The 22,395-nt window shown below is 70.9% G+C and carries 21 protein-coding genes; 5 read left to right on the forward strand and 16 right to left on the reverse strand.

Annotated features, from left to right (window positions below; translation table 11 throughout):
- Positions 1-38: 38 nt before the first annotated feature.
- Genes QQA12_RS15155 through QQA12_RS15190 form a run of 8 tightly spaced genes read right to left on the reverse strand, consistent with a single transcriptional unit; the run spans position 39 to position 9,780 of the window.
- On the reverse strand, positions 39-1,475 hold the full coding sequence (locus QQA12_RS15155; RefSeq protein WP_226049747.1) for a deoxyribodipyrimidine photo-lyase: 1,437 nt from the start codon (positions 1,473-1,475) through the stop codon (positions 39-41).
- Between the two features lie 2 nt (positions 1,476-1,477).
- Positions 1,478-2,038: a 1-acyl-sn-glycerol-3-phosphate acyltransferase gene (locus QQA12_RS15160; protein ID WP_082394210.1), complete on the reverse strand. Its 561-nt coding sequence runs from the start codon at positions 2,036-2,038 to the stop codon at positions 1,478-1,480.
- Between the two features lie 60 nt (positions 2,039-2,098).
- Positions 2,099-2,530 carry an alternative ribosome rescue aminoacyl-tRNA hydrolase ArfB gene (arfB, locus tag QQA12_RS15165; RefSeq protein ID WP_054668193.1) on the reverse strand — a complete coding sequence of 144 codons (432 nt, stop codon included), beginning with the start codon at positions 2,528-2,530 and terminating at the stop codon, positions 2,099-2,101.
- Between the two features lie 34 nt (positions 2,531-2,564).
- Positions 2,565-3,509, reverse strand: coding sequence for a hypothetical protein (locus QQA12_RS15170; RefSeq protein WP_226049748.1), 945 nt, complete (start codon positions 3,507-3,509; stop codon positions 2,565-2,567).
- On the reverse strand, positions 3,506-5,884 hold the full coding sequence (locus QQA12_RS15175; RefSeq protein WP_226049749.1) for an LTA synthase family protein: 2,379 nt from the start codon (positions 5,882-5,884) through the stop codon (positions 3,506-3,508). Before QQA12_RS15175 ends, QQA12_RS15170 begins: the two co-directional genes overlap by 4 nt.
- Before the next feature lie 13 nt (positions 5,885-5,897).
- On the reverse strand, positions 5,898-7,178 hold the full coding sequence (locus QQA12_RS15180; RefSeq protein ID WP_226049750.1) for a YaiO family outer membrane beta-barrel protein: 1,281 nt from the start codon (positions 7,176-7,178) through the stop codon (positions 5,898-5,900).
- A gap of 17 nt (positions 7,179-7,195) precedes the next feature.
- Entirely contained in the window at positions 7,196-8,722 is a 1,527-nt protein-coding gene (locus QQA12_RS15185; protein WP_226049751.1) for a glycosyltransferase, read from the reverse strand.
- Entirely contained in the window at positions 8,719-9,780 is a 1,062-nt protein-coding gene (locus QQA12_RS15190; protein WP_226049752.1) for a HEAT repeat domain-containing protein, read from the reverse strand. Before QQA12_RS15190 ends, QQA12_RS15185 begins: the two co-directional genes overlap by 4 nt.
- A gap of 148 nt (positions 9,781-9,928) precedes the next feature.
- Between QQA12_RS15190 and QQA12_RS15195 the strand changes: the two genes are divergently transcribed.
- Both QQA12_RS15195 and QQA12_RS15200 read left to right on the forward strand, forming a co-directional pair.
- Positions 9,929-10,912 (forward strand): tetratricopeptide repeat protein, encoded by a 984-nt coding sequence (locus QQA12_RS15195; RefSeq protein WP_226049753.1) that lies wholly within the window; start codon positions 9,929-9,931, stop codon positions 10,910-10,912.
- A 66-nt stretch (positions 10,913-10,978) separates the two neighbouring features.
- Positions 10,979-11,368 (forward strand): MAPEG family protein, encoded by a 390-nt coding sequence (locus QQA12_RS15200; protein WP_054668203.1) that lies wholly within the window; start codon positions 10,979-10,981, stop codon positions 11,366-11,368.
- Positions 11,369-11,479: 111 nt separating this feature from the next.
- Here the strand turns inward: QQA12_RS15200 and QQA12_RS15205 are convergent, their stop codons facing one another.
- The 4 genes from QQA12_RS15205 to QQA12_RS15220 all read right to left on the reverse strand — a co-directional run bounded on the left by QQA12_RS15205 (position 11,480) and on the right by QQA12_RS15220 (position 15,321).
- Positions 11,480-12,220 (reverse strand): pseudouridine synthase, encoded by a 741-nt coding sequence (locus tag QQA12_RS15205; protein WP_226049966.1) that lies wholly within the window; start codon positions 12,218-12,220, stop codon positions 11,480-11,482.
- A gap of 118 nt (positions 12,221-12,338) precedes the next feature.
- On the reverse strand, positions 12,339-13,013 hold the full coding sequence (locus QQA12_RS15210; protein WP_226049754.1) for a Qnr family pentapeptide repeat protein: 675 nt from the start codon (positions 13,011-13,013) through the stop codon (positions 12,339-12,341).
- On the reverse strand, positions 13,010-14,677 hold the full coding sequence (gene ubiB, locus QQA12_RS15215; RefSeq protein ID WP_056930924.1) for a ubiquinone biosynthesis regulatory protein kinase UbiB: 1,668 nt from the start codon (positions 14,675-14,677) through the stop codon (positions 13,010-13,012). The genes QQA12_RS15210 and ubiB overlap by 4 nt, the downstream gene beginning before the upstream one ends.
- Positions 14,674-15,321: an SCP2 sterol-binding domain-containing protein gene (locus tag QQA12_RS15220; protein WP_226049755.1), complete on the reverse strand. Its 648-nt coding sequence runs from the start codon at positions 15,319-15,321 to the stop codon at positions 14,674-14,676. The genes ubiB and QQA12_RS15220 overlap by 4 nt, the downstream gene beginning before the upstream one ends.
- A gap of 169 nt (positions 15,322-15,490) precedes the next feature.
- On the opposite strand from QQA12_RS15220, the gene ddlA reads away from it, so the two are divergent.
- Together ddlA and QQA12_RS15230 are read left to right on the forward strand one after the other, a co-directional pair.
- Positions 15,491-16,594, forward strand: coding sequence for a D-alanine--D-alanine ligase (gene ddlA, locus QQA12_RS15225; protein ID WP_054668209.1), 1,104 nt, complete (start codon positions 15,491-15,493; stop codon positions 16,592-16,594).
- 62 nt (positions 16,595-16,656) lie between these two features.
- Positions 16,657-17,868, forward strand: coding sequence for an MFS transporter (locus tag QQA12_RS15230; RefSeq protein WP_226049756.1), 1,212 nt, complete (start codon positions 16,657-16,659; stop codon positions 17,866-17,868).
- 30 nt (positions 17,869-17,898) lie between these two features.
- On the opposite strand, the gene QQA12_RS15235 is transcribed toward QQA12_RS15230, so the two are convergent.
- The 3 genes from QQA12_RS15235 to oleC all read right to left on the reverse strand — a co-directional run bounded on the left by QQA12_RS15235 (position 17,899) and on the right by oleC (position 20,804).
- Positions 17,899-18,054: a DUF1328 domain-containing protein gene (locus QQA12_RS15235; RefSeq protein WP_082394334.1), complete on the reverse strand. Its 156-nt coding sequence runs from the start codon at positions 18,052-18,054 to the stop codon at positions 17,899-17,901.
- Between the two features lie 102 nt (positions 18,055-18,156).
- Positions 18,157-19,155: a 2-alkyl-3-oxoalkanoate reductase gene (gene oleD / locus QQA12_RS15240; RefSeq protein ID WP_226049757.1), complete on the reverse strand. Its 999-nt coding sequence runs from the start codon at positions 19,153-19,155 to the stop codon at positions 18,157-18,159.
- The gene (oleC, locus tag QQA12_RS15245) at positions 19,152-20,804 is read right to left on the reverse strand and encodes an olefin beta-lactone synthetase (protein WP_226049758.1); all 1,653 of its coding nucleotides are present in this window, start codon (positions 20,802-20,804) and stop codon (positions 19,152-19,154) included. The genes oleD and oleC overlap by 4 nt, the downstream gene beginning before the upstream one ends.
- Positions 20,805-20,907: 103 nt before the next feature.
- Between oleC and QQA12_RS15250 the strand changes: the two genes are divergently transcribed.
- Positions 20,908-21,339, forward strand: coding sequence for a YkgJ family cysteine cluster protein (locus tag QQA12_RS15250; protein ID WP_054668215.1), 432 nt, complete (start codon positions 20,908-20,910; stop codon positions 21,337-21,339).
- A 165-nt stretch (positions 21,340-21,504) separates the two neighbouring features.
- On the opposite strand, the gene QQA12_RS15255 is transcribed toward QQA12_RS15250, so the two are convergent.
- Entirely contained in the window at positions 21,505-22,395 is an 891-nt protein-coding gene (locus tag QQA12_RS15255) for an alpha/beta fold hydrolase (protein ID WP_226049759.1), read from the reverse strand.

Raw genomic sequence — 22,395 nt, forward strand, 5'->3', positions numbered from 1 at the left:
CGGTGGTGGCGCCTGGGTGTGCGGCGGCTGTCGCCTGCTCAGCCGGCCCGCCCGCCGCGCAGCGCGGCGAACGCGGCCAGCGCCGCGGCCCGGCCCGCGGCCAGGTCCACCTGCGGCCGCGCCGGGTAGCCCGGCGCGACCCGCCGGGCCAGTTCCGGGTGCTCCCAGGGCGCGAAACGCGCCGGCAGCGGCAGCCGCGCCAGCTCCGGCACCCAGCGCGCGATATAGGCGCCCTCCGGGTCGAACCGGCGCGCCTGGCTGACCGGGTTGAACACGCGGAAATACGGTGCCGCGTCGGCGCCGGTGCCGGCGGTCCACTGCCAGCCCTGGGTGTTGTTGGCCAGGTTGGCATCCAGCAGCGTGTCCCAGAACCAGCGCGCACCGTGCAGCCAGTGCTGGCGCAGGTGCTTGGTCAGCCAGCTGGCCACCACCATGCGCACGCGGTTGTGCATCCAGCCGGTATGCCACAACTCGCGCATGCCGGCATCGACGATCGGCACCCCGGTGCGCCCGCGTCGCCATGCCTCCAGCCGCGGCTCGTCGGCCGCCGCCCACGGGAAGTCGTCGAAGCGCGGGTCGAGGTTGTGGTCGGGTACCCGCGGATAGTGGTGCAGCACGTGGTGGGCGAACTCGCGCCAGCCCAGTTCGGCGAGGAAGCGGTCGCGGTCGGGTTCGGCGATGGTGTCGCCGGCGGCCAGCACCGCTGCGGCGATGCGCCGCACCGACAGCTCGCCGTGGTGCAGGTGCGGCGACAGCCGCGAGGTGCCGGCTTCGGCGGCGAAGTCGCGGCCCTGCGCATAGCCATGCACGGCGCCGTCGAGGAAGGCCTGCATCGCCGCGCGGGCACCGTCCTCGCCGGGCGTGAAGTGCGGCCAGAAACCCCCATCCCACGCCGGGGACGGCGCCGGCAGCAGATCGTCCAGGCGCTCGCCGGCGGGCAGGTCGAGCGCGTCCAGCGCGGGCAGCCGTTCCGGCGCATCCCAGGTCGAAAGGGCCCGCCAGTGCGCACGCGCCGATTTCCAGAACGGCGTGAACACGCGGTACGGGTCGCCCTGCCGGGTCGCCAGCTCCCATGGTTCGAACAACAGTGCGCCGTTGAAGCTCTCCGCGTGCAGGCCGGCCTGGCGCAGGCTGCGCTTGATGTGCGCGTCGCGCTGTTCGACCGCCGGCTCGTAGCGGCGGGTCCACAGCACCGCCTCGGCGCCGGTGCGCGCGGCCAGCGCCTGCAGCGTGGCGAGCGTCGGCCCGCGCGCCAGCAGCAGCCGCGAACCGCGCCGCTGCAGCGCTTCGGCAAGCGCCGCCAGGGCGCGCCGGCGCCACGCACGCGACGCCGCGCCCGGTGCCCAGTCGCCTTCCTCTTCCGGGGCGTGGATGTAGACCGGCAGCGGCCGCAGGCCGCGGTCCAGCGCCGCGCGCAGGGCCGGGTGGTCATCCAGGCGCAGATCGTCGCGCAACCAGACCAGTGCGACGCCCATGGCTACACCGTGCCGCGGTTGCGGCCGATCCACGGCCGGTACCAGCGGCGCACCGCCGCCATGTCCGCGGCATCATCGCCACTGGTGTGGAACGGCGCGCCGAAGCCGATGACCTTGTCCGGGTAGTGGAAATAGGCCGGCACGATCGGCACCTGCGCCATGCGCGCGATGCGGATGAAGCCGCTCTTCCATTCCTTCACCGGCTTGCGCGTGCCTTCCGGCGCCAGCGCGAACCAGATGCGCTCGCTGCCCTGGATCATCGCCACCGCCTGTCCCACCGTGCCCTGCGGCGAACTGCGGTCCAGCGGCACCACGCCCAGCCGCCGCAGCACCGCGCCCAGCGGCCACCAGAACAGCTTGTCCTTGCCGAGGATGCGCGCCTCGATGCCCAGCGCCATCTTCGCCGCCAGCCCCCACAGGCCGTCCCAGTTGGACGAATGTGGCGCGGCGATGACCACTGCCCTGCCCAGGTCGGGAATCGGCCCGAGCACGCGCCAGCCGCCCAGGCGCAGGACCGTGCGCCCCAGCCAGCGGACGAAACCGCTGCCGCGAACGTGCGGCACGTTCGCGGGAACGGGCGGAACCACCGGCCCCCGGGCCGGCGAAGCGGTGTTGTCCAAGCGTTACTCCCAGTTGCGTTGCGAGCGGCCGCGCTTGACCTGCGCGCGCTCCTTCTTCTGTTCCAGCCGGCGCATCCTGGAGCCGTGGGTGGGCTTGGTCGCGACCCGGGCCTTGGGCACCACCATCCCGGCACGGATGAAGTCGGCCAGGCGCTCGCGCGCGTCGGCGCGGTTGCGTTCCTGGGTACGGAAGCGCTGCGCGTCGATCACCAGCACGCCGCCGTCGGTGAGGCGCCGGTCGCGCTGCGCCAGCAGGCGCGCGCGCAGCGGCTCCGGCAGCGACGGCGAACCGGCCACGTCGAAACGCAGCTCGACCGCGCTGGAGACCTTGTTCACGTTCTGCCCGCCGGCGCCGCTGGCGCGCACGAAACGCTCGACGATCTCCGCTTCCGGAATCGCCAGCCGCGCCGAGACATGGAGGGCTTCACTGACCATCGGCGCATTGTAAGCGCGCCGACCGCCGCCCCGGCTACGGCTCCGGCCAGTCGCGGGCGGCCCAGCGCCGGTAGGCGCGGTAGTGGTGGATGGCGAAACCGGCGAACGACGGCTCCGCGCGCAGTGCCTGCTCGACCTTGCGCACCTCGCGCTCGAACACCTTCGGGCCTTCCTCGTGGAAGGTGACCTTGTTGATGTCGTTGGAGGACACCTCCAGCCCGATCACCACCTTCTTGCCGACGCGGTTGGCGTAGGCGATCTCCTCGGCGGCATGCGAGAGGATGCTGTCGCGGCCCTCGGCGCGGTCGCGGTAGTCCATCAGCGCGACGTAGTCGTAGGTGTCGATGGCATGCTCGCTGACCGGGCGCACCCTGCCCTTCCATTCCAGGGTGATGCCGTCCAGCCAGAACGGGATGGCCGGCCCCACCTGCAGGTCCGCGCCGGCCGTGCGCTTGATCCGCATCAGCGCATCGCTCATGTCCAGGAAGCCGACCAGCAGGCGCTCGCGCGTCTGGTCGTTCCACTCGTCGAGGATGTGCGGTTCGATATCGAGGTTGACGCCGTCGAAGCGCGCCGCCGCCGGCGCCGCGGCGTTGTACTCGACCACCCGCCGGAACATCGCCTCGGCCTCGGCGCGGTACGCCGGCAGCACGTAGTTCTCGGTGTTGAGATAGGCCGAGCCCAGCAGCGCGTATACCTTCATGCACTGCCCGTGCAGGCGCTCGATGAAGGCCCGGTACAGCTGTGGCCGGTCGACGATCAGGTTGCGGCCGCGGTACGCGTCGGCGTACAGGTACACCGTGTCGATGTGCTGCGACTTCAGGTAGGCCACCGCCTCATCGGCCACCGCCGGATCCTCGACCATCGCGTAGGACTCCGCCTCCCAGGTCCAGATGGCGCGGCTGGCGCCGGCGGATGCCGCCAGCGGCAGGACGCACAGCACCAACAGCAGGCCCAGGCTCATGCGCAGGTGTGTCACGGCGAGGTTCCTGTTGCATTGACCGCATCCACCGGCAGGCGGTAGCGCCCCTGCCCGATGGCCTTGCCGGTGTCAGGGTCGGACGGAAACACGGAAACGTAGCAGCGCTCGTTGCAGGCGCCGGGCCGCGGCAGCTGCAGTTCCACCTGCTGCCGCCCGCGCGCCGGCAGTTCCAGCGCCTGGCCGTACACCTCCTGCAGTTCGCTGCCGTCGGCGGCGGTCAGCACCGCCAGCGGCACGAACTTGCGGCTGGGCGCGCCGTCGCCATTGCCGAACACCACCGACAGGCGCAGGCCGCCGTCCGCGGCCGCCACCTGCGCCGACTCCATGGAAAGCCCGGCCATGGCCGGGCCCGCCGGCGCATGCACCTGCATCTGCGGCGCGGCCTGGTAGGCCACCAGCGCCGGCCTGGCCGCGTCCGGGTCCAGCGCCTGCTGCTGCATGAAGATCGCATTGGCCTGCGCGTAGCGCTGCTGGCGCGCGTTGGCCCACGCCAGCAGCGCCGCATCGTCGACTTCGGCCAGGTGCATGCCCTCCTGCAGCTGGTAGAGCTTTCCGTCGTGCAGCCACCAGCGTTCGGCCAGGTACTCCGGGGCGCTGGTCTTGGTCTGCTTCAGCGGCAGCGCGTGGATGTTGCGGAACGCGTCGGCCATGTCCAGGCCGGTACCGAGCCACGGCGTCCGCGCCGGCCGCTTCAGCCCGTAGGTGTTCGACAGCAGGGCCAGCAGCGACGGCGTGACATCCAGCTGCGACGACACGGCACGGATGCGCGCGGCGCGCTTGAGCAGCGGCGAGAAGATGATCAGCGGCACGTGGTAGCGGTCGACGTGCTCGCCCATCGGGATCTCCGGCAGGCGATGGTCGCCGGTGATGACGAACACGGTATTGGCGTACCACGGCGTCCTGGCCACCGCTTCGAAGTAGCGACGCAGCTGGTCGTCGGTGTAGAGGATGCTGCTGTAGACGTCCGCCTGCGCCTGGTAGGACGGCAGCTGCGCCTCGGGAATCCGCAACTCGCCCAGGCGCCGGGCGAACTGCGCAAGGTAGGCGTCCTGCCCGGGGAAGCGGTAGCTGGTGTGCATGGAAATGGTCTGGATCGCCAGCAGGAACGGCGGCTGCAGGCGACTGCTGTCGGCCAGTACCCGCGACACCAGTTCCCTGTCGGGATAGCCCCAGGTGCTGAGCGGGTTGCGCTGGTAGCCGGGACCGAAGCTGTTCATGTCCACCAGCGTCTGCACCTGCTGCAGGCGCATGTAACCGCCCTCGTTGTCGAAGCCGGTATCGGTGCCGTTGTAGAAGGCGGTGTGGTAACCCTGCTGGCCGAGCACGCTGAACAGCCCCGGATGCGGCGGCATGCGCGCGCCCAGTGCGGTGAACCCCTGGTCGGCGAACGGCGCCGAGCCCAGCAGGCTGGGCAGCACGCCGAAGGTGCGGCCCTGGTTGGCCAGGAAGTTGTCGAAGTACAGGCTGCGGGTCGCCAGTTCGTCGAGGAACGGCGTGAAGCTGCCCAGCGGGGCCTGCGGCCCGGAGAACGAGCGCCCCAGCCCCTCGACCACGATGACCACCACGTTCGGCGGGCGGCCATCGGCGGTCGCCGAGAACCACGGGCCGAGCGCGTCCGGCGTGCGCTCCTCGTGCAGGAACGGGTAATGCGGATCCAGCGCCGGCTCGCCGGGGTCGGCCGGCGCCGCGCCGGTATCGGCCACCCCGGCCGCCGGCGCGTCGCCGCCCCGCCAGCGCCATACGTCGGCACCGAACCAGGCCAGCTTGTTGCTGGCCAGGCCGCGCGCCGATTCGTCCTTCAGGGTCGCGGCGCCGGCAGGCAACGGCACCAGCCAGGCCAGCAGCCCGGTCACCAGCAGCAAGCTGGTCCACAGCACCGAGCCGCGCGCATCGCGCCGCACCCACCACCACAGTCCGGCCCACAGCACCAGCAGCGGCAGGCTCATCGCCAGCAGGCTGCCGGCATCGAGCGGCGCACCGTCGCCCAGCGCGGTACGGATCTCGGCCAGGCTGTAGCCGAACAGGTCGGCACCCAGCGGCACGCGCGCCACCTGGTAGTACTGGTCGAGCATGCCCTGCGCGATGATCAGCAGCGACCATGGCACGGCCACGGCCACGGCGCGCAGCAAGGGTCGTTTCAGTGCCAGCAGCGGCAGCGACAGCAGCAGCAGCACCGGCACCGCGCGCAGCAGCACCAGCAGCGCCTGCGCCAGCGCAACGCCGGCGACCGTCCACTTCTCGCCGCCGCTCCACGCCATGCCGGCACTGCCGCCGATCACGGCGCCGGCGACCAGCGCCGACTGCGCCAGCAGCAGGGCCCTGAAGCCGGAGGAGAACCGCTGGTAGGCACTGCCCGGCTGCTCCGTGCTCATCGATGCGTCCCGGTTACCAGCGCGAATAGACCGACAGCGATACCCGCTTCTCGGCGAAGCCGGCATCGTCGTCGGAATAGCCGGCGCCGAGCTTGAGGCCCCAGTGCGGCGCGAAATAGTGCATCCAGGCCACGCCGACCGCGGCATTGCTGTTGCGCACCACGGTGCCGAAGCGGTCCATGTCGGTGCTGCGACCGGTGCCGGCGCTCACTTCCCAGTAGTCGTCGGCATCGCCGCGGTAGTAGTTGCGCAACAGCACGCGGTGGCTCCAGCTGCCCGACCCTGCCCCGGGGACGTGCTGCAGCTTGTAGCGGCCGTACCAGTTGCCGACGTAGCGGCCCACGCCCACGCCATAGAACTCGGTGTCGCTGGAGAAGCGCAGGTGATCGACGCTGGCCGACAGTTCCCAGCCGCTGCCCACGCCCTGGAACACCTCGGCGCGCCAGGCGTACTTCGGCAGCAGGCCCGACGATGGCCCCCGCTGGTAGCGCAGGTTGGCGTAGGCGCGCGTCCACAGCGGCGCGTAGCCGTCCAGGGCCCAGGCCGTGTCGCTGCGGCCGAAATGATCGGCGCGCAGCAGTTCCAGCCCCAGCGAGCCACGCTCGAAATAGCGGCGCAGCGTCAGGTTGGCATCGTTCCAGCTCTGCCGCCCGCCGCTGAAGCCGGTGTGGTCCCAGCCGACGTTGGCACCCCACCGGTAGCCGCCGGCGATCATCGCGTCGGGGTTGGCCGTGCGCGGCAACAGGCTCTGCCGCAGCGAATCGACCTCGGCCGGGTCGGCGCCCATGGCCAGCGCGGCATCGAAGTCGGCCCGCGCGGCGGTGGCCTGGCCGGCGTCGCGCTGCGCGCGGCCACGCGCGATCCGCGCCTGCGGGTCCTGCGGCGCCAGTTCCACCCAGTGCGAATAGGCGTCGACGGCCTGCTGCGGGCGGTCGCTCCAGCGGTACAGGTCGCCCAGCGCCGACCAGGCATCGGCGTAGCCGGGGCTGTTGCGCACCACCGCGCCCAGGTCCGCCTCGGCGGCCGCGTACTGGCCATCCCAGGCATAGGTGCGGCCACGTGCCAGCAGCAGGTCGCCGTTGTCCGGGTGCTCGGCCAGCAGCGCGGTGTAGCGTTCGATCGCCTCGGCGCGCTGCCCGCCGGTGGCCAGGCCACGGATCTGCGCCATCTGCGCGGCCAGGCTGTCGGGCGCGGCGTCCTGCGCCAGCGCCGGCCCGGCCATGACGGCCAACGCCAGTGCCAGGCACTGCGCCAGCAACCGGTGGGTGGATTGGAAACGCGATGACTCGGCCACGGGAGGATTCCTGTTGGTCACGGGAGGGGGCCGCCGCTGTCCGGGCGGAGGGGGTGGGCCGGCACCGCGGCCGGCGGCATGTCTTCTTCCGGCACCTGCTGCCAGGAGCCATCGCGCTGGATGCGCCCCCAGCCGTGGCGCCGGCGCGGCCGCAGCAGCCAGTTGACGGTGCCGGCCAGGCGCCAGAGCGAATTGATCTGGCGATAGCCGAAGTTCTCCAGCACCGCCACCACGAACAGCCGCAGCTGCTGACGCGGGCGCGCGTACAGGCCGAAGGAGAGCTCCTCCAGCAGCATGGCATTGACCGACAGCAGCACGCCCATGCCCACCGCCGCGACCAGGAACACCAGGAACACGTCCAGCGGCACCAGGCCGAGGATCGCCAGCGAGATCATCGCCACGTAGCCGATGACTTCGATCGCCGGCCCGAAGAACTCGAACAGCAGCATGAACGGGAATGCGAGCCAGCCGGCGGCACCGCCGCGGCGGTTGAACACCAGCGACAGGTTCGACCACAGGCTTTCGGCCAGGCCGTACTGCCAGCGCATGCGCTGGCTGCGCAGCGACTTCAGGTCGGTCGGCACTTCGGTCCAGCACACCGGGTCGGGTACGAACACGATGCGGTAGTCGCGGCGTTCCCGGCGCAGGCTGCTGTGCATGCGCACCACCAGGTCCATGTCCTCGCCCACCGTATCGGCGCGGTATCCGCCGATGGCGACCACGCGTTCCTTGTAGAACACGCCGAACGCGCCGGAGATGATCAGCAGGGCGTTCATCGGCGACCAGCCCACGCGCCCGAACAGGAACGCGCGCAGGTACTCGACCAGCTGGAAGCTGGGCAGCCAGTGGTCGGGCAGGCCGATTTTGGACAGCTGCCCGTCGCTGACGGTGCAGCCGTTGAGCACGCGCACCACGCCGCCGCTGGCCACCACCCGGCGGTCCTCCAGGAACGGCCGCACCACCCGCGACAGGCTTTCCGGCTGCAGGATGCTGTCGGCGTCCATCACGCAGAACAGCGGATAGCGTGCGCAGTTGATGCCGGCGTTGATCGCATCGGCCTTGCCGCCATTGGCCTTGTCCACCATGCGCACGCGCGGGTGGGTCGCCGATGCATAGACCCCCTTCACCATCTCGGTCTTCAACCGCGCGCGGTAGGCCTCGGGCACCATCACCAGGCCGAACGCCGCGATCAGCGCCTCGCGGGTGCCGTCGGTGGAGCCGTCGTTGACCACCACGATCTCGTAGTCGGGGTAGCTGGTCTTGAGCAGCGAGCGCACCGAGGACACCACCGACTTCTCCTCGTTGTGCGCAGGCAGCAGCACGCTCACCGGCGGCTGGTACTCGCGCAGCGCCTCGGGCAGGTAGTTGGCGCGGTGCTCGCGCATGTAGCGCACGATCTGGTACGCGGAGATGTAGTTCAGCGCCAGGTAGGCCAGGTTGATGGCCACGAAGTAGGCCATGAAGAACCATTGCAGCGAGATCATCAGGTGCACCCACGGCACCTGGTAGAAATGATCGAGGACCAGCTGCCAGAAGGTGTTCATGACGTGATCCCCAGGCGGTGCTCGGACAGCACGTGGTCGATGATGTCGCGGCCGTAGGCGTCGGCCAGCCGCTCCTTGATCTGCAGCAGCGCCTGCGCGCCCATGCCGGGCAGCACCAGCAATGCCTGCGCGGTCCGGTAGCGCACCCACCAGACGCTGTCCGACAGCAGCGGTTCCAGCAGGCTGCGGTCGCCCGGATCGCCCATGCGGCCCAGCGCCGCGGCCGCATGCATGCGCACGTGCCAGCGTGGCGAATCGAGAAAGCGCCTGGCCCGCTCGCGGTCCTGCGGGTCATCGAGCAGCTGCAGGCACACCGAGATGACGTGGTCGTCCACCTTCGCGTCGAGCAGTTGCCGCACCACGCCGGCGGCCTGCGCCGGGGCGACGCGCGCCAGCAGGCGCACCAGCGTCGCGGCGGTGTCGGTGTTGGCGCGCATCAGTACGCTGGACAGCTCGCGCGCCGCGCTGCCGTCGTGGTTGTCGGTGAGGATCCGCGCCACGCTGCCCGGGAACCAGTCCTCGCGCGAGGCGATCATCGGCACGAACAGTGCCATCGCCCGCGGCGGGTCGATCTGCGCCAGCGCGCGTGCGGCGCACAGCGAAACGATCGGGCTGGGGTTCTCGAGGAAGCCGGACAGCTCGTCGAACAGCTGCGGATCGCGCAGGTGGCCGAGCGCGATGATCGCCATCGCCCGGTCGTGGTAGCGTCCATCGAGTTGCCGGCGCGCGGCGTCGACCAGGCCGACCCGCTCGCCCAGCGCGGCCAGCCGGCGCGAATCGGCCTCCGGCAGCGATTCATGGACCGTGTTCCACGCCTCGATGAAACCATGCGCCTGGCGCGCATCGAGCCTGCGCACCGGGGGAGACGCGCCGGCCAGCTCCTGCTTCAGTACCTGCGTCCAATGCTCGCGCTCGCGCAAGTCCCGCCTTTCCCGCCGCAACGCGCGCATTCTCAGCAGCACGACCCCGGCCAGCAGGAGACAGGACATCGTGATGGTCAGCACCGCAACCCAGAAGGCAATCACCACTACCGGCGAACCGTGCAAAAGACTGTCCATGCTGGTCTCCCTGTCGCTGAAGCGGCATCCATGTCCGCGTTGAAATATCTCTAGGGCTAATACCGGTAAAAAGGTGCAAAGTTTTTGTGATTTGCGTCACAATAATCACACATGCTCACCAACGTGCAACTGCATCGGGAGTGGGGAAATGAATAAATCGTTAAGAAACAAGTGGCTGGCCATCGGTGCGTGCGTGGCGCTGCTCGGCGCCGCCGCCGGGGTCTGGGTGCTGCTGCATCCGGCCAGTTTCGTGGTGCAGCCGTGGCGCGCGCAGCAGTCGGTCACCGGTGCGCGCTTCGTGTTCGGCCCCTACCCGGTGGACGCGGACATGCACCGGCTCAAGGCCGAGGGCATCACCACCATCATCAGCCTGCTCAATCCGCAGCTTCCCTACGAGGCATCGTTGCTCGAGGACGAGAAGGAACGTGCCGCGCGCCTGGGCATGCGGGTCCTGAACTTCCCGATGGGCAGCATCCTCGGACAACGCTTCGGGGCCGACTACGAGCGCAACTCGCGCGCCGCGGCCGAGGCGGCCATCGCCAGCCCGGGCACGGTCTACATCCACTGTTACCTCGGCCTGCACCGCGCCGCCAGCGTGCGCGACTACCTGGAGCAGCACGCGGGCCAGGTCGCCACCCGCGAGTTCGACGGTTCGCTCGAACACGGCCGCAGCCAGCGCCAGCTCGCCAACGAACGCGCACAGGGCCTGTACGAGCAGGACGACTACGCGGGCGCACTGCGCGAACTGGCCACCGTGCAGCCGCTGGACTACGCCGCGCACGTGCTCACCGGCTGGATCCAGCTGCGCCTCGGCGACAACGTGCTGGCGCGCGATGCGTTCCGGCGGGCGACGCTGATGGCCGATGCAAAGGCCGACGCCTGGGGCGGGCTGGGCTTCGCGCTGCTGCGCCTGGATGACCTGGAAGGTGCGTCCACCGCGTTCGAGCACGCGCTCAGGCTCTCGCCCGACGACAACGACGCGATGCTGGGCATGGCGCAGGTGCTCTACCGGCAGGACCGGACGCAACAGGCACGCGCCCTGCTCGAACGCCTGCACGCCGAGTCGCCGGACAACGCCGAGGTCAACGCGCTGCTGGAGCGCCTGAAACAGCCGGCGGACGCGCCACGCTGAGCCGGCCGCTGACGGCGCGTGACGGCGGCATCGGCTAGGCTCCACCTTTTCCGGACGGAGCAGCCCATGTCGACCGCTTACTGGTGTGTGTTGATCGCCGCGATCCTGCCTTACGTGTGGGTGGCCGTGGCCAAGATGCGGCCCGGCTACAACAACCGCAATCCGCGCGCCTGGGTCGCCAGGAGCGACAACTACGTCGTGCAGCGCGCCAATGCGGCACACCTGAACGCGTTCGAGAACTTCGCGCCGTTCGCCGCCGGCGTGGTCCTGGCGCAGCTGGCCGGCGTGGACCCGGCGACGGTCAACCCGCTGGCCATCGCCTTCGTGGTGTTCCGCGTCCTGCATGGCGTGCTGTATGTCGGCGACAAGCCGTTGCCGCGCAGCCTGGCGTGGCTCGGCGGTTTCGCCTGCAGCGTGGCGCTGATCGTGCTGGCCGCGCAGGCCGCCGGCCGCTGATTCCCGCCGGCGCAGGGACGGCCCGCCGCAGGCGGAGGGAACCCAGCTGCCGCCCCGGGGCCACACCCCGGCGCGTCGGTTGCGGGTGGGGCCGGCCGGCCAGTTGCTGGATCAGCCGTGCCCCTGGGACGGTGCGTCGCCGGTCGGCACGTCGGCGTCCCAGCCCAGCAGCGCGAATGCCTTGCGGAACTCCGCATCCAGCGGCGCGCTCACCTCGATGCGACGCCCGTCGTGCGGGTGCGGGAACGACAGCCGCACCGCATGCAGCAGCATGCGGTGCACGCCGTGCATGCGGAACGTGCGGTTGTGGCGGCCGTCGCCATGGCTGGTGTCGCCGATCAGGTGATGGAACACGTGCTTGAGGTGGCGGCGGATCTGGCGGAACCGCCCGGTCTGCGGCTGGCATCGCAGCAGGGCGTAACGCGAGGTCGGGAAGCCGTTGGACGGCACCGGCAGTTCGCCGGTCAGCAGCTTCTGGAAGTGGGTGACGGCCGGCTTCTTCAGCGGCTTGCCCGGCCCGCCGTCGAGGTCGTGGTCGACGCTGAAGGCATCCTCCGCCGGCCAGCCGCGGCACACGGCCAGGTAGTCCTTGCCGACATCCCCGCCCATCAGCGCCTTGCCCAGCGCGCTGGCGGTTTCGCGGTCGAAGGCCAGCAGCAGGCAACCGCTGGTGGCGCGGTCCAGGCGATGGATCAGGAAGATCGGCCGGCCCAGCTGCTCGCGCAGGCGGTCGGCCAGGAAATCGTCCTCGCCGCGCGCCAGCTTGCTGTCGTGGACCATCAGCCCGGCCGGCTTGTCGACCACGGCCAGCCAGTCGTCGGCGTACAGCACCGGCAACGCCCGCGCGGGCATCGATGTCGTGGTGTCGTGATCCATGGTTCGGCACACCTGCTAGGGCACGCCGCGCGGCCCGTTTCGTGGATGCCCCGCGAGCGGCGGGGCGGTCGCTCCGGCCGCGCCGGGAACGGGGTCAGGCCTTCACCGGCCCGACCGTGATGCCCAGCTGCAGCATCAGCTGCGCGACCTGCAGGGCATCGAGCCGGACGCCCTCAAGGTCGACCACGCGCAGGTCCAGGTCGCCCAGCTCCGAGCCGCTCAGGTCGCAATGGGTGAAGTTGGCCGAACGCCAGTCCAGCGAAGAGAAATCCCCGCCGGACATGTCCGAACCGCTGAAGCTCGCACCGGCGACGCTGGCGCCGGTCCAGCGGTTGTCCGGCAGTTCGCATTTTTCCAGCGTCACGCCGGAAAAGTCGGCATAGGCAAGATTGGACTGGCGGATCACCGCGCTGCAGAACCAGCTGCGCGCGGTGATCTGGTTCATGAAGCTGACATTGGAAAAATCCGCGCCCTGCGCCCGGCATTCCACGATCTCCAGCCCGAGCGCCTTGGCGAAGGCGAAACCGCACATGCTCAGGTCGCACTGGTGGAAACGGGCTTCCTTGAGCTGGGCGCCGTTGAAGCGGCAACCGGCCTGGGTGTCGGCATCGTAGAAGACGCAGTTCACGAACGTCGTGCCGGTCAGGTCGGCGCCGGAGAAATCGCAGTTGCGGAAATGCGTGTTGGCGACCGTGGCGCCGGTGAAACGCTCCCTGCCGATCCGCTCGTTGCTGACGATGGCCGGCGCCGCGACGGCACCGGTGTTCATCGCCGCAGCCATGCCGAGGCCAGCGCCAGCGCGCCCACGCCGCCGCTGATCCACGACCACAGCGGCACCGTGGCCCACTGCGGGCCGCCGGCATGCAGGCCGTGCAGCAGCGCCGCCACCACCAGCAGGCCGGCACCGGCCACGGCGGTGACCACGCGCCGCTGCATGCGCTGCAGGGTCTGGTCGAGGTTGACGATGTCGCGCGAGCGCATCGACAGCTGGTGCTGGCCCTCGACCTGCTGGCGCAGCCAGGCATGCACCAGCACCGGCATGTCCGGGGTGCGGGTCATGATCTCCGGCAGCCGGCGGCGCAGTTCCCGCAGCGCGCGGCGCGGGCTGTAGCGCTCGCGCAGGATGCGCTCCAGCACCGGCCTGGCCACCGCCCAGATGTCGATCTGCGGGTCGAGCTGGCGGCCCACGCCCTCGATGTTGAGCAGGGTCTTCTGCAGCAGGATCAGCTGCGGCTGCAGGGTCAGCTGGTAGCGCTGCGCGGTGCGGAACAGCTTGAGCAGCACTTCGGCCAGCGAGATCTGCGACAGCGGGCGGGTGAAGTACGGCTCGCACACCGCGCGCACCGCCGCCTCCAGGTCGTCGATGCGTACGCTGGCCGGCATCCACCGCGCCTGCACGTGCAGTTCGGCGATGCGCCGGTAGTCGCGGTTGAAGATGGCCATGAAGTTCTCGGCCAGGTAGTACTGGTCCTCTTCAGAGAGCTGGCCCATGATGCCGAAGTCGAGCGCGATGAAGCGCGGGTTGTCGCGCCGCGCCGGGTCGGTGTCGACCCAGATGTTGCCGGCGTGCGCGTCGGCATGGAAGAAGTTGTCGCGGAACACCTGCGTGTAGAACACGCGCACGCCCTTGGCGGCCAGCGCGCTGCGGTCGATGCCGGCCGCGTCCAGCGCGGCGATGTCGTCCGAGGGAATGCCCCAGACCCGCTCCAGGGTCAGCGCGCGCTCGGCGGTGTGGCTCCAGATCACCTCGGGCACGTAGAGGTCGTCCGAGTCCTGCCAGAAGCGGCGCAGCACGCTGGCGTTGGCGCCCTCGCGCTGCAGGTCCAGCTCAGCGGCCAGGGTGGTCTCGATTTCCGCCACCACCTCGCGTGGACGGATTTTTTCCGCGCGCGGATGGGTGCGCTCGACCAGTGCGGCCAGCGACCGGAGCAGCGCGATGTCGGCGTCGATCTGCCGCTCGATATCCGGGCGCAGCACCTTGACCACCACCTGGCGGCCACCGGGCAGCGTCGCCGCATGCACCTGCGCGATCGAGGCCGACGCCAGCGGCACGGTGTCGAAGCTGGCGAACGCCTCGGCGACCGGCCGGCCCAGCGCCTGCTCGACGATCTGCCGCGCGCGCTCGCCGTCGAACGGCTGCACCCGGTCCTGCAGCAGGGTCAGCTCGACCGCCACGTCCGGCGGCACCAGGTCGCGGCGGGTGGACAGGATCTGCCCGAACTTGACGAAGATCGGCCCCAGTTCCTGCAGCGCCAGGCGCAGGCGCGCGCCACGCGGCAGCGAGGCGATGTCGCCGCGGGCGCGCGGCACGAACGGCCTGGCGATGCGCAGCCAGCGTTCGGCCGGGGTGCCGTCGAACAGGTCGTCGAGCCGGTAGCGCAGCATCACCCGGCCGATGCGGCTGGCGCGGAACATCGCGCGGGTCGTCCTCATGCCCGGCCCCCGCTGCGCAGCCTGGCCACGCGCGCGGCCAGGCGTTCGACGTCGTCGCGGATCGCATCGACATCGTCGTGGAAAGCGTCCAGCTCGGCCCGCGGCACCACGTCGCGCGACTCCTCGGTCACGTACTCGGCCGCGGTCCGGGCCAGGTCGGCGGTGCTGCGGCGGGCCTGCGCCAGTGCCGCGCGCAGGGTCTGCGCCACCTGCACCCCCAGCACCTCGCCGAACACCGCCACGAACGGCTGCTGCCAGTCCGGATCGAAGCGCGTGGCCAGCTGCTGCAGGCGCCGCGCCAGTTCGGCATCGCCGGACACCTTCACCCGCCCGGCCGGGGCCGCGCCCGGGCTGCGCCGCGCGTTGGCCAGGAACGGCAGCTGCGCCAGCACCCCGCCCAGGGTGCTGCGCACGGCCAGGTCCGGCTCCTGCGCGGTGTCCACCGGCCCGACCGTGAGGCGCTGCCCGGCCACCCCGATCTGCAGCGCCAGCGCGGGCGACTCCAGGGTCAGGGCGATGCGCTGGCCATCCAGCGGCACCAGTGCGGCGCGGGTGTCCGGATCCATCGCCAGCGCACGGTTGAGCGCCGTTTCCAGCGCGCGGCCGGCCAGCGGCTTGATGAACTTGAAGGGGGAAGCAGGCATGCGCGGCATTCTACCGAAGCGCGGAACCGGCAACGGCATTGCCGCGGGCGCGGGCGCCGCAACGGCCGCGGCTGACGCCCGGCAAACCGGCGCCGGCGCCTGCCTGTTCCCCATTGCCGGCTTTCCCCCCATGCTATGCGCATCAATGCAAGCGCAGGAGCTACAGGCAATGGGCAAGACCCGGGTCGGCATCATCTTCGGCGGTCGTTCGGCCGAACACGAGGTCTCGCTGCAGTCGGCGAAGAACATCCTCGACGCGCTGGACAAGGAGCGCTTCGACGTCAGCCTGATCGGCATCGACAAACAGGGCCACTGGCACCTGAGCGATCCGCAGCAGTTCCTGCTCAACCCCGGCGACCCGGCGAAGATCGCGTTGAACCGCTCCGGCAACGCGCTGGCGGTGCTGCCCGGCCGCGAACAGGCGCAGCTGGTGCCCAGCGACCCGGCCACGGCGCTGGCGCAGATCGACGTGGTGTTCCCGATCGTGCACGGCACGCTGGGCGAGGATGGTTCGCTGCAGGGCCTGCTGCGCATGGCCAACCTGCCGTTCGTCGGCTCCGGGGTGCTCGGCTCGGCGGTGGCGATGGACAAGGACGTGGCCAAGCGCCTGCTGCGCGATGCCGGCCTGCCGGTGGCGCCGTTCGTGTGCTTCAGCCGCGCCACCGCGGCCAGCGCCGACTACGCGGCACTGGTCGCGCAGCTGGGCACGCCGCTGTTCGTCAAGCCGGCCAACCAGGGCTCGTCGGTGGGCGTGAGCAAGGTGCGCGATGCCGGCGAGTTCGCCCGGGCGATGGCGCTGGCGCTGTCCTTCGACCACAAGGTGCTGGTGGAATCGGCCATCGTCGGCCGCGAGATCGAGTGCGCGGTGCTGGGCAACGACCACCCCGAGGCCAGCGTCTGCGGCGAGGTGGTGGTGCACGACGACTTCTACGCCTACGACACCAAGTACATCAGCGCCAACGGCGCCGAGACGGTGATCCCGGCCGACATCCCGGCCGAGGCGCAGGAGCGCATCCGCGGCATCGCCATCCGCGCCTACCAGGCGCTGGACTGCGCCGGCATGGCCCGGGTGGACGTGTTCCTGACCCCGGCCGGCGAGGTGGTCATCAACGAGATCAACACCCTGCCCGGCTTCACCCGCATCAGCATGTATCCCAAGCTGTGGGGCGCCAGCGGCCTGGACTACACGGCGCTGATCACCCGCCTGGTGGAACTGGCGCTGGAGCGCCACGCCGCCGACAAGGCGCTGCGCAGCTCGATCACCGGCGCCTGATGATGGCCGCCCGCGTCGCCCGTCATCGCGCGCCGCGGACCTGACCGGGAGCAGTTGCACGCATGGCTGCCCGGCCCCCACGCCCATTGCCGCGCATCCCGGCCATGGTCTGGGCGCTGGGCCTGGTCAGCCTGCTCACCGACATCTCCTCGGAGATGATCCACAGCCTGCTGCCGATGTTCATGGTCGGCACGCTGGGCCTGACCGCGTTGGCGGTCGGCCTGATAGAAGGGCTGGCCGAGGCCACCGCACTGGTCGTCAAGGTGTTCTCGGGCATGCTCAGCGACTGGCTGGGCCGGCGCAAGGGACTGGCGCTGCTGGGCTACGCGCTGGGCGCCTTCAGCAAACCGCTGTTCGCGCTCGCCCCCGGCGCCGGGCTCATCGTGGCCGCGCGCCTCACCGACCGGGTGGGCAAGGGCATCCGCGGCGCGCCGCGCGACGCCCTGATCGCCGACATCACCCCGGCCGCGATCCGCGGCGCCGCCTTCGGACTGCGGCAATCGCTCGACACCGTCGGCGCCTTCGTCGGGCCGTTGCTGGCCGTCGCGCTGATGCTGGCGTGGGCCAATGATTTCCGCGCGGTGTTCTGGGTGGCGGTGATTCCCGGGGTCCTGGCCGTGCTGGTACTGCTGCTGGGCGTGCGCGAACCGGCTCCGGGCAAAGCGGGGCGCCCCGGCAATCCGATCCGGCGCGACAATCTACGCCGGCTGGACAGGACGTACTGGTGGGTGGTGGCGCTGGGCGCGGTCTTCACCCTGGCACGCTTCAGCGAAGCCTTCCTGGTACTGCGCGCGCAGCAGGCCGGCATCGCGGTGGCGCTGGTGCCGCTGGTGATGGTGGCGATGAACCTGGTCTACGCCGCCAGCGCCTATCCGTTCGGCAAGCTGTCCGACCGCCTGAGCCATATCCATCTGCTGGGCGCGGGCCTGGCCGTGCTCATCGTGTCCGACGTGCTGCTGGCCACGGCGCGGCACTGGGGCATGGTGATCGCCGGCGTCGCGGTGTGGGGCATCCACATGGGCATGACCCAGGGGCTGTTGTCGGTGATGGTCGCCAACACCGCGCCGCCCGACCTGCGCGGCACCGCCTATGGCATGTTCAACCTGGTCAGCGGCATCGCCCTGCTCGCGGCCAGCCTCATCGCCGGCGCGCTGTGGGATGTCTGGGGCCCCTCGGCGACCTTCTGGGCCGGCGGCGTGTTCGCGGCCCTGTGCCTTGCCGGCCTGCCGGTCATCGGCCGCGCCATGCCGGGGAAAACAGGCCCCACGCCTTGAGCGGGGGCCATTGCCTTGCGCCTGCGGCGGTCATCCCTTCCTGCGGAACAGCGAGATCACCGCCAGGATCAGGAACACCACGAACAGGATCCAGGCGATGTTGCTGGCGGCACCGGCAATGCCGGAGAAGCCCAGCAGCGCGGCGATGATGGCGATGACGAAGAACACGACGGCGTAGTGGAGCATCAGCATCTCCCTTGTGTGAGAACCCGGGCACCATCCTCTGCAAACCGCGGTGGCGGTACGGTGACGGGGACGTGATCGCCAGATGATGGGCGCCGGCGCGCCTCAGCCGGCCGCCCGTACGCTGTCGCGCAGCCGGCGCAGGCCCTCCTCGATCGACACCCGTGGCACATAGCCGAAGTCGCGCCGTGCCGGTTCCATCGAATACCAGTGCGGCGTGCACAGCTGCTCGGCGAGGAAGCGCGTCATCGGCGGTTCGCCGCGCAGGCGCAGCAGCGGCCACAGCGTTTCGCAGACCGCACCGATGCGGTAGGCCGCTTTGAACGAGATCGACTTCTCCACCGCCGGTGCGCCCATGGCCGCGAGCAGCCGGTTGAGCAGGTCGCGCATCGGCAACGGCTCGCCGTTGGAAATGAAATAGGCCTTGCCGGCGCAGGCCGCGCCCGCCACCAGGTGGTCGAAGGCGTCGAAGTGCGCCTGCGCGGCGTTGTCGATGTAGGTGGTGTCGACCTTGTTCAGGCCGTCGCCGACCAGGCGCAGGCGCCCGGCGCGGGCGCGCTCGGCCAGGCGCGGCACCAGCTGGTTGTCGCCCGGGCCCCAGATCAGCCGCGGGCGCAGCGCCACGGTCGCCAGCTCCGGGCCGTTGGCGGCCAGCACTTCCTGTTCCGCGATGGCCTTGGTGGCCGCATACGGCGCCTGGAAATCCTCGCCATAGGGCACCTCGTCCGCGCCCAGTCCTTCCACCGGATGGGTGGCGCGGTGGGTCACGCTGGGCGTGGAGGTGTACACCAGCCGGCCGATGCCGTGCGCGCGGCAGGCGTCGAGCACGTTGCGGGTGCCCACCACGTTGGCCTGGAAATAACTGTCGTAGCTGCCCCAGGCCCCGGCCTTGGCGGCGTTGTGGAACACCGCGTCCACGCCGGCGGCGGCATGGCGCACCGCATTGGCATCGGCCAGGTCGCCGCGGATCTGGCCCACGCCCAAGGCAGCGAGCGCGGGGTAATGGCCGCGGTTGAAGCTGAGCACCTCATGGCCCCGCTCGACCAGCCCGCGGCACAGCGCCTGGCCGAGGAAACCGCCACCGCCGGTGACCAGGATCTTCATGCGTGCTCCTTCAGTTGCGTGGCGGCCCAGGCGGCGAGTTTCTCGCGGCCGATCTTGGCGTTGTGGCGGATGTCGACAGGGAAGGCGGGGTGGCGCAGGTAGTGGCCGATGCCGGCCAGGTGCGGATGGCGCGCGGCCAGCGCGCGCAGCTGCGGCTCGACCGCCGCCGCATCGGTGCCGGGCAGCAGTTCGTAGCACAGCACCGGCACCTGCCTGCCGAACTCGCCGACGCCGACCAGCGCGGTGCGGCGCACGCCGGGCACGGTGTTGAACACCGGCTCGGCCTGTTCGGTGTACAGCGGCCCGGTGGCGGTTTCCACGCGCTGGGTCTTGCGCCCGCAGAACCACAGCCGGCCCTGGTCGTCGAACCAGCCGACATCGCCCATGCGGTGCACGATGCGCTCGCCGCCACCGGCCAGCACCTCGCGGATCTTGGCCGCGGCGGTGGCCTGCGGGCGGTTGTAATAGCTGTCGGTGGTGGTGGGGCCGGCGACGGTGATCTCGCCCACCTGGCCGGCGGGCAGTTCGCGTACGTCGCCCCAGTCCGGGATCGGCGCGTCGTCGATGGCGATGATGCGCACCACGTTCGGCGCCACCACGCGGCCGACGCAGGTGCCGGCGCCGGCTTCGGTCGCCTCGCGGGTGTCCTCCAGCTCGCGGCCTTCGATCACCGCCACCGGCAGGCATTCGGTGGCGCCGTAGGGCGTCCAGAACTGCGCGTGCGCCGGCAGCAGTCCGCGCATCTTCGCCACGATCTGCGGCGGTACCGGCGCGCCGGCCGAGGTCACCCGGGTCACCGTGGGCAGCGGCTGCCCGTGCTCGGCCAGCACCCGCATCAGCGCCGGCGAGCCGAACAGCTGGGTCACGCCGAAGCGGGCGATGGCGTCATGCAGCCGGCGCGGGTCGGCGCTGCCCGGCCGGGTCGGGTCCATGTCCGGAATCACGCTGGTCAGCCCCAGCGCCGGGTCGAACAACGCGAACGGTGGGAAGGTCGGCAGGTCCACGCCGCCGGCCTCGATGCCGAAGGCGTTGCGCAGCAGCTCGACCTGGCCGAGGAAGTGGCGGTGGCGGTAGACCACGCCCTTGGGCACGCCGGTGGAGCCGCTGGTGAACAGGATCGCGGCGACGTCGTCGGGCGCGGTGTCCGCCAGCTGGCTGCCGGCGCCGGCCCCGGCGGCCTCGATCCTGGCCAGGGTGGTGCCGCCCCAGCCCCAGCGGGTGCCGACCGTGACCAGCCGCGTGGCCGATTTCGCCCAGCCCAGCAGCAGCCGCGCCACGTGCGCCAGGCCGATGCCGACGAACGCCTGCGGCTGCGCCTCGTCCAGGCACTGGCGCAGCGCGCGGCGGTCGATGCCGGGGTCGACCAGCACCGGCACCGCGCCGATCTTGAACAGGGCGAACATCAGCAGGAAGAACGCCGGGCCCGGGCGCACCATCACCACCGTACGCACGCCGCGGCCGATGCCATGGGCGGCCAGGCCGGCGGCGATGGCATCGCTGCGGGTGTCCAGGCTGCGGTAGTCCAGGGCGACGTCGTAGGCGGCCATGCCGCCGGGGCCGGGCCGGCCGGGGCAGCGGATGGCGATCTGGTCGGGCCGTTCGCGCGCCAGTTGCGGCAGGCGCGCGGCGATGTTGCACGGTTCGTTCATCTTCCTATTGTCGCCGCTGAAGAAAATTCTTGCGCGCGGCCCGGGCGCGTGGAAAATTTTCCGCCTCCCTCACCCCCGCACCGCCGCCCGAAGGCCGGCCGCCATGCTCCATCCCTGCCTCACCTGCGGCGCCTGCTGCACCCAGTACCGCGTCGCCTTCCACTGGATGGAGTCGGACGAGGTCACCGACGGTGGTGTGCCGCACCAACTGACCGAACGCCTGGATGCGCACCGCCTGTGCATGCGCGGCACCTATTCGGACCCGATCCGCTGCGTGGCGCTGGATTCGGAGATCGGCGTGTATTCGCGCTGCAGCATCCATCCCAACCGGCCCAGCGTGTGCCGCGAGGTCGACGCGTCGTGGGAGTACGGCAAGGCCAGTTCGCAGTGCGACCGCGCGCGCATCGCCCATGGCATGGCGCCGCTGACGCTGGCCGACTGGCGCTGGCGCGATGGCGCCGACAACGACGACGACCATCCGGACGACAGCGGCAACAGCCCGTCCTCGCCACCGAACACGCCTGTGGCGGCGTAAGCGCGGTCCGCGCCATGCCGCCCCACGGTTTGCCGGGCAGATCGCGGGCACCCGGCGTATCGCTGCGCACGTCGCCCGTGCCTGTCCGCGCGCGCCCCTTTGACGCAAGGGGGACGTCTCACCGGAGCCAGGCCATGGCCGTGTCCCCGCGCGTTCGGCCCGGCATCAGCGGATCGGGTTGCGCTCCAGGAAGGCCCGCACCGCCGGCACGATGACTTCGTGCTTGTCTTCGAGCACGTAGTGGTTGGCGTCCTCGAAGGCCATCACCTCGGCCTGCGGCAACGCCTTGCGGAAGCCGGCGAGGAAATGATGGTCGAAGCAGATGTCGCGCAGGCCCCAGGCGATGAACGCGGGCCGGTCGGCGAAGGACGGCAGCGCCGCGGCGGCGCGCTCCAGCAGCGGCCAGGCCTTGTCGGCCGGCGACAGCGGGATGTCCTGCATGAAGCGGATGGTGGCGATGCGGTTGTCCCAGCTGTCGTACGGCGCCACGTAGGCGCGGCGCACCGCGGCCGGCATGCGCCGGCTCACGCCCAGCCACGAGGCACCGGCCGAGAACGCGTTGAAGGTGCGGATGAACCACTCGCCCGGCTTCCAGTGCCGGCCCATGGCGATCTGCCACGGCATCGGCTTCTCGGCAGGCAGCGGGAAGGCCGCGGTGTTGGTGATGACCAGCCGCTTGACCTGGGCATGGTGCGCCAGCGCCCAGCCAAAACCGATCATGCCGCCCCAGTCGTGCACGGCCAGCGTCACCGGGCCGCTGATGCCGAGGTGGTCGAGCAGCGCGGTGAGGTCGTCCACCCGCGACTGCAGGGTGTAGTCGTAGCGGCTGTCGTCCGGCTTGTCGGACAGGCCCATGCCGATATGGTCGGGCACGATGCAGCGGTAGCTGCCGCTCAGGCCGTTGACCAGGTGCCGCCACAGGTAGCTCCACGACGGGTTGCCGTGCAGCATGACGACCACCTCGCCGTCGCGCGGGCCTTCGTCGATGTAGTTCATCGACAGGCCGGGGCGGACATCGAAACGGTGGCGGGTGGCGGGGTAACCGGGGAACTGCAT

It is taken from the genome of Stenotrophomonas sp. 17(2023), from assembly GCF_030345315.1.
In the GTDB taxonomy this organism is placed as follows: domain Bacteria; phylum Pseudomonadota; class Gammaproteobacteria; order Xanthomonadales; family Xanthomonadaceae; genus Stenotrophomonas; species Stenotrophomonas acidaminiphila.

Excerpts from the sequence above, each read along its gene's own strand:
- QQA12_RS15155 (WP_226049747.1), bottom strand. The coding sequence starts at position 1,475 with ATGGGCGTCGCACTGGTCTGGTTGCGCGACGATCTGCGCCTGGATGAC.
- arfB (WP_054668193.1), bottom strand. The coding sequence starts at position 2,530 with ATGGTCAGTGAAGCCCTCCATGTCTCGGCGCGGCTGGCGATTCCGGAA.
- QQA12_RS15175 (WP_226049749.1), bottom strand. The coding sequence starts at position 5,884 with ATGAGCACGGAGCAGCCGGGCAGTGCCTACCAGCGGTTCTCCTCCGGC.
- QQA12_RS15185 (WP_226049751.1), bottom strand. The coding sequence starts at position 8,722 with ATGAACACCTTCTGGCAGCTGGTCCTCGATCATTTCTACCAGGTGCCG.
- QQA12_RS15190 (WP_226049752.1), bottom strand. The coding sequence starts at position 9,780 with ATGGACAGTCTTTTGCACGGTTCGCCGGTAGTGGTGATTGCCTTCTGG.
- QQA12_RS15195 (WP_226049753.1), top strand. The coding sequence starts at position 9,929 with ATGAATAAATCGTTAAGAAACAAGTGGCTGGCCATCGGTGCGTGCGTG.
- QQA12_RS15200 (WP_054668203.1), top strand. The coding sequence starts at position 10,979 with ATGTCGACCGCTTACTGGTGTGTGTTGATCGCCGCGATCCTGCCTTAC.
- QQA12_RS15205 (WP_226049966.1), bottom strand. The coding sequence starts at position 12,220 with ATGCCCGCGCGGGCGTTGCCGGTGCTGTACGCCGACGACTGGCTGGCC.
- QQA12_RS15210 (WP_226049754.1), bottom strand. The coding sequence starts at position 13,013 with ATGAACACCGGTGCCGTCGCGGCGCCGGCCATCGTCAGCAACGAGCGG.
- ubiB (WP_056930924.1), bottom strand. The coding sequence starts at position 14,677 with ATGAGGACGACCCGCGCGATGTTCCGCGCCAGCCGCATCGGCCGGGTG.
- QQA12_RS15220 (WP_226049755.1), bottom strand. The coding sequence starts at position 15,321 with ATGCCTGCTTCCCCCTTCAAGTTCATCAAGCCGCTGGCCGGCCGCGCG.
- ddlA (WP_054668209.1), top strand. The coding sequence starts at position 15,491 with ATGGGCAAGACCCGGGTCGGCATCATCTTCGGCGGTCGTTCGGCCGAA.
- QQA12_RS15230 (WP_226049756.1), top strand. The coding sequence starts at position 16,657 with ATGGCTGCCCGGCCCCCACGCCCATTGCCGCGCATCCCGGCCATGGTC.
- QQA12_RS15235 (WP_082394334.1), bottom strand. The coding sequence starts at position 18,054 with ATGCTCCACTACGCCGTCGTGTTCTTCGTCATCGCCATCATCGCCGCG.
- oleD (WP_226049757.1), bottom strand. The coding sequence starts at position 19,155 with ATGAAGATCCTGGTCACCGGCGGTGGCGGTTTCCTCGGCCAGGCGCTG.
- oleC (WP_226049758.1), bottom strand. The coding sequence starts at position 20,804 with ATGAACGAACCGTGCAACATCGCCGCGCGCCTGCCGCAACTGGCGCGC.
- QQA12_RS15250 (WP_054668215.1), top strand. The coding sequence starts at position 20,908 with ATGCTCCATCCCTGCCTCACCTGCGGCGCCTGCTGCACCCAGTACCGC.
- QQA12_RS15255 (WP_226049759.1), bottom strand. The coding sequence starts at position 22,395 with ATGCAGTTCCCCGGTTACCCCGCCACCCGCCACCGTTTCGATGTCCGC.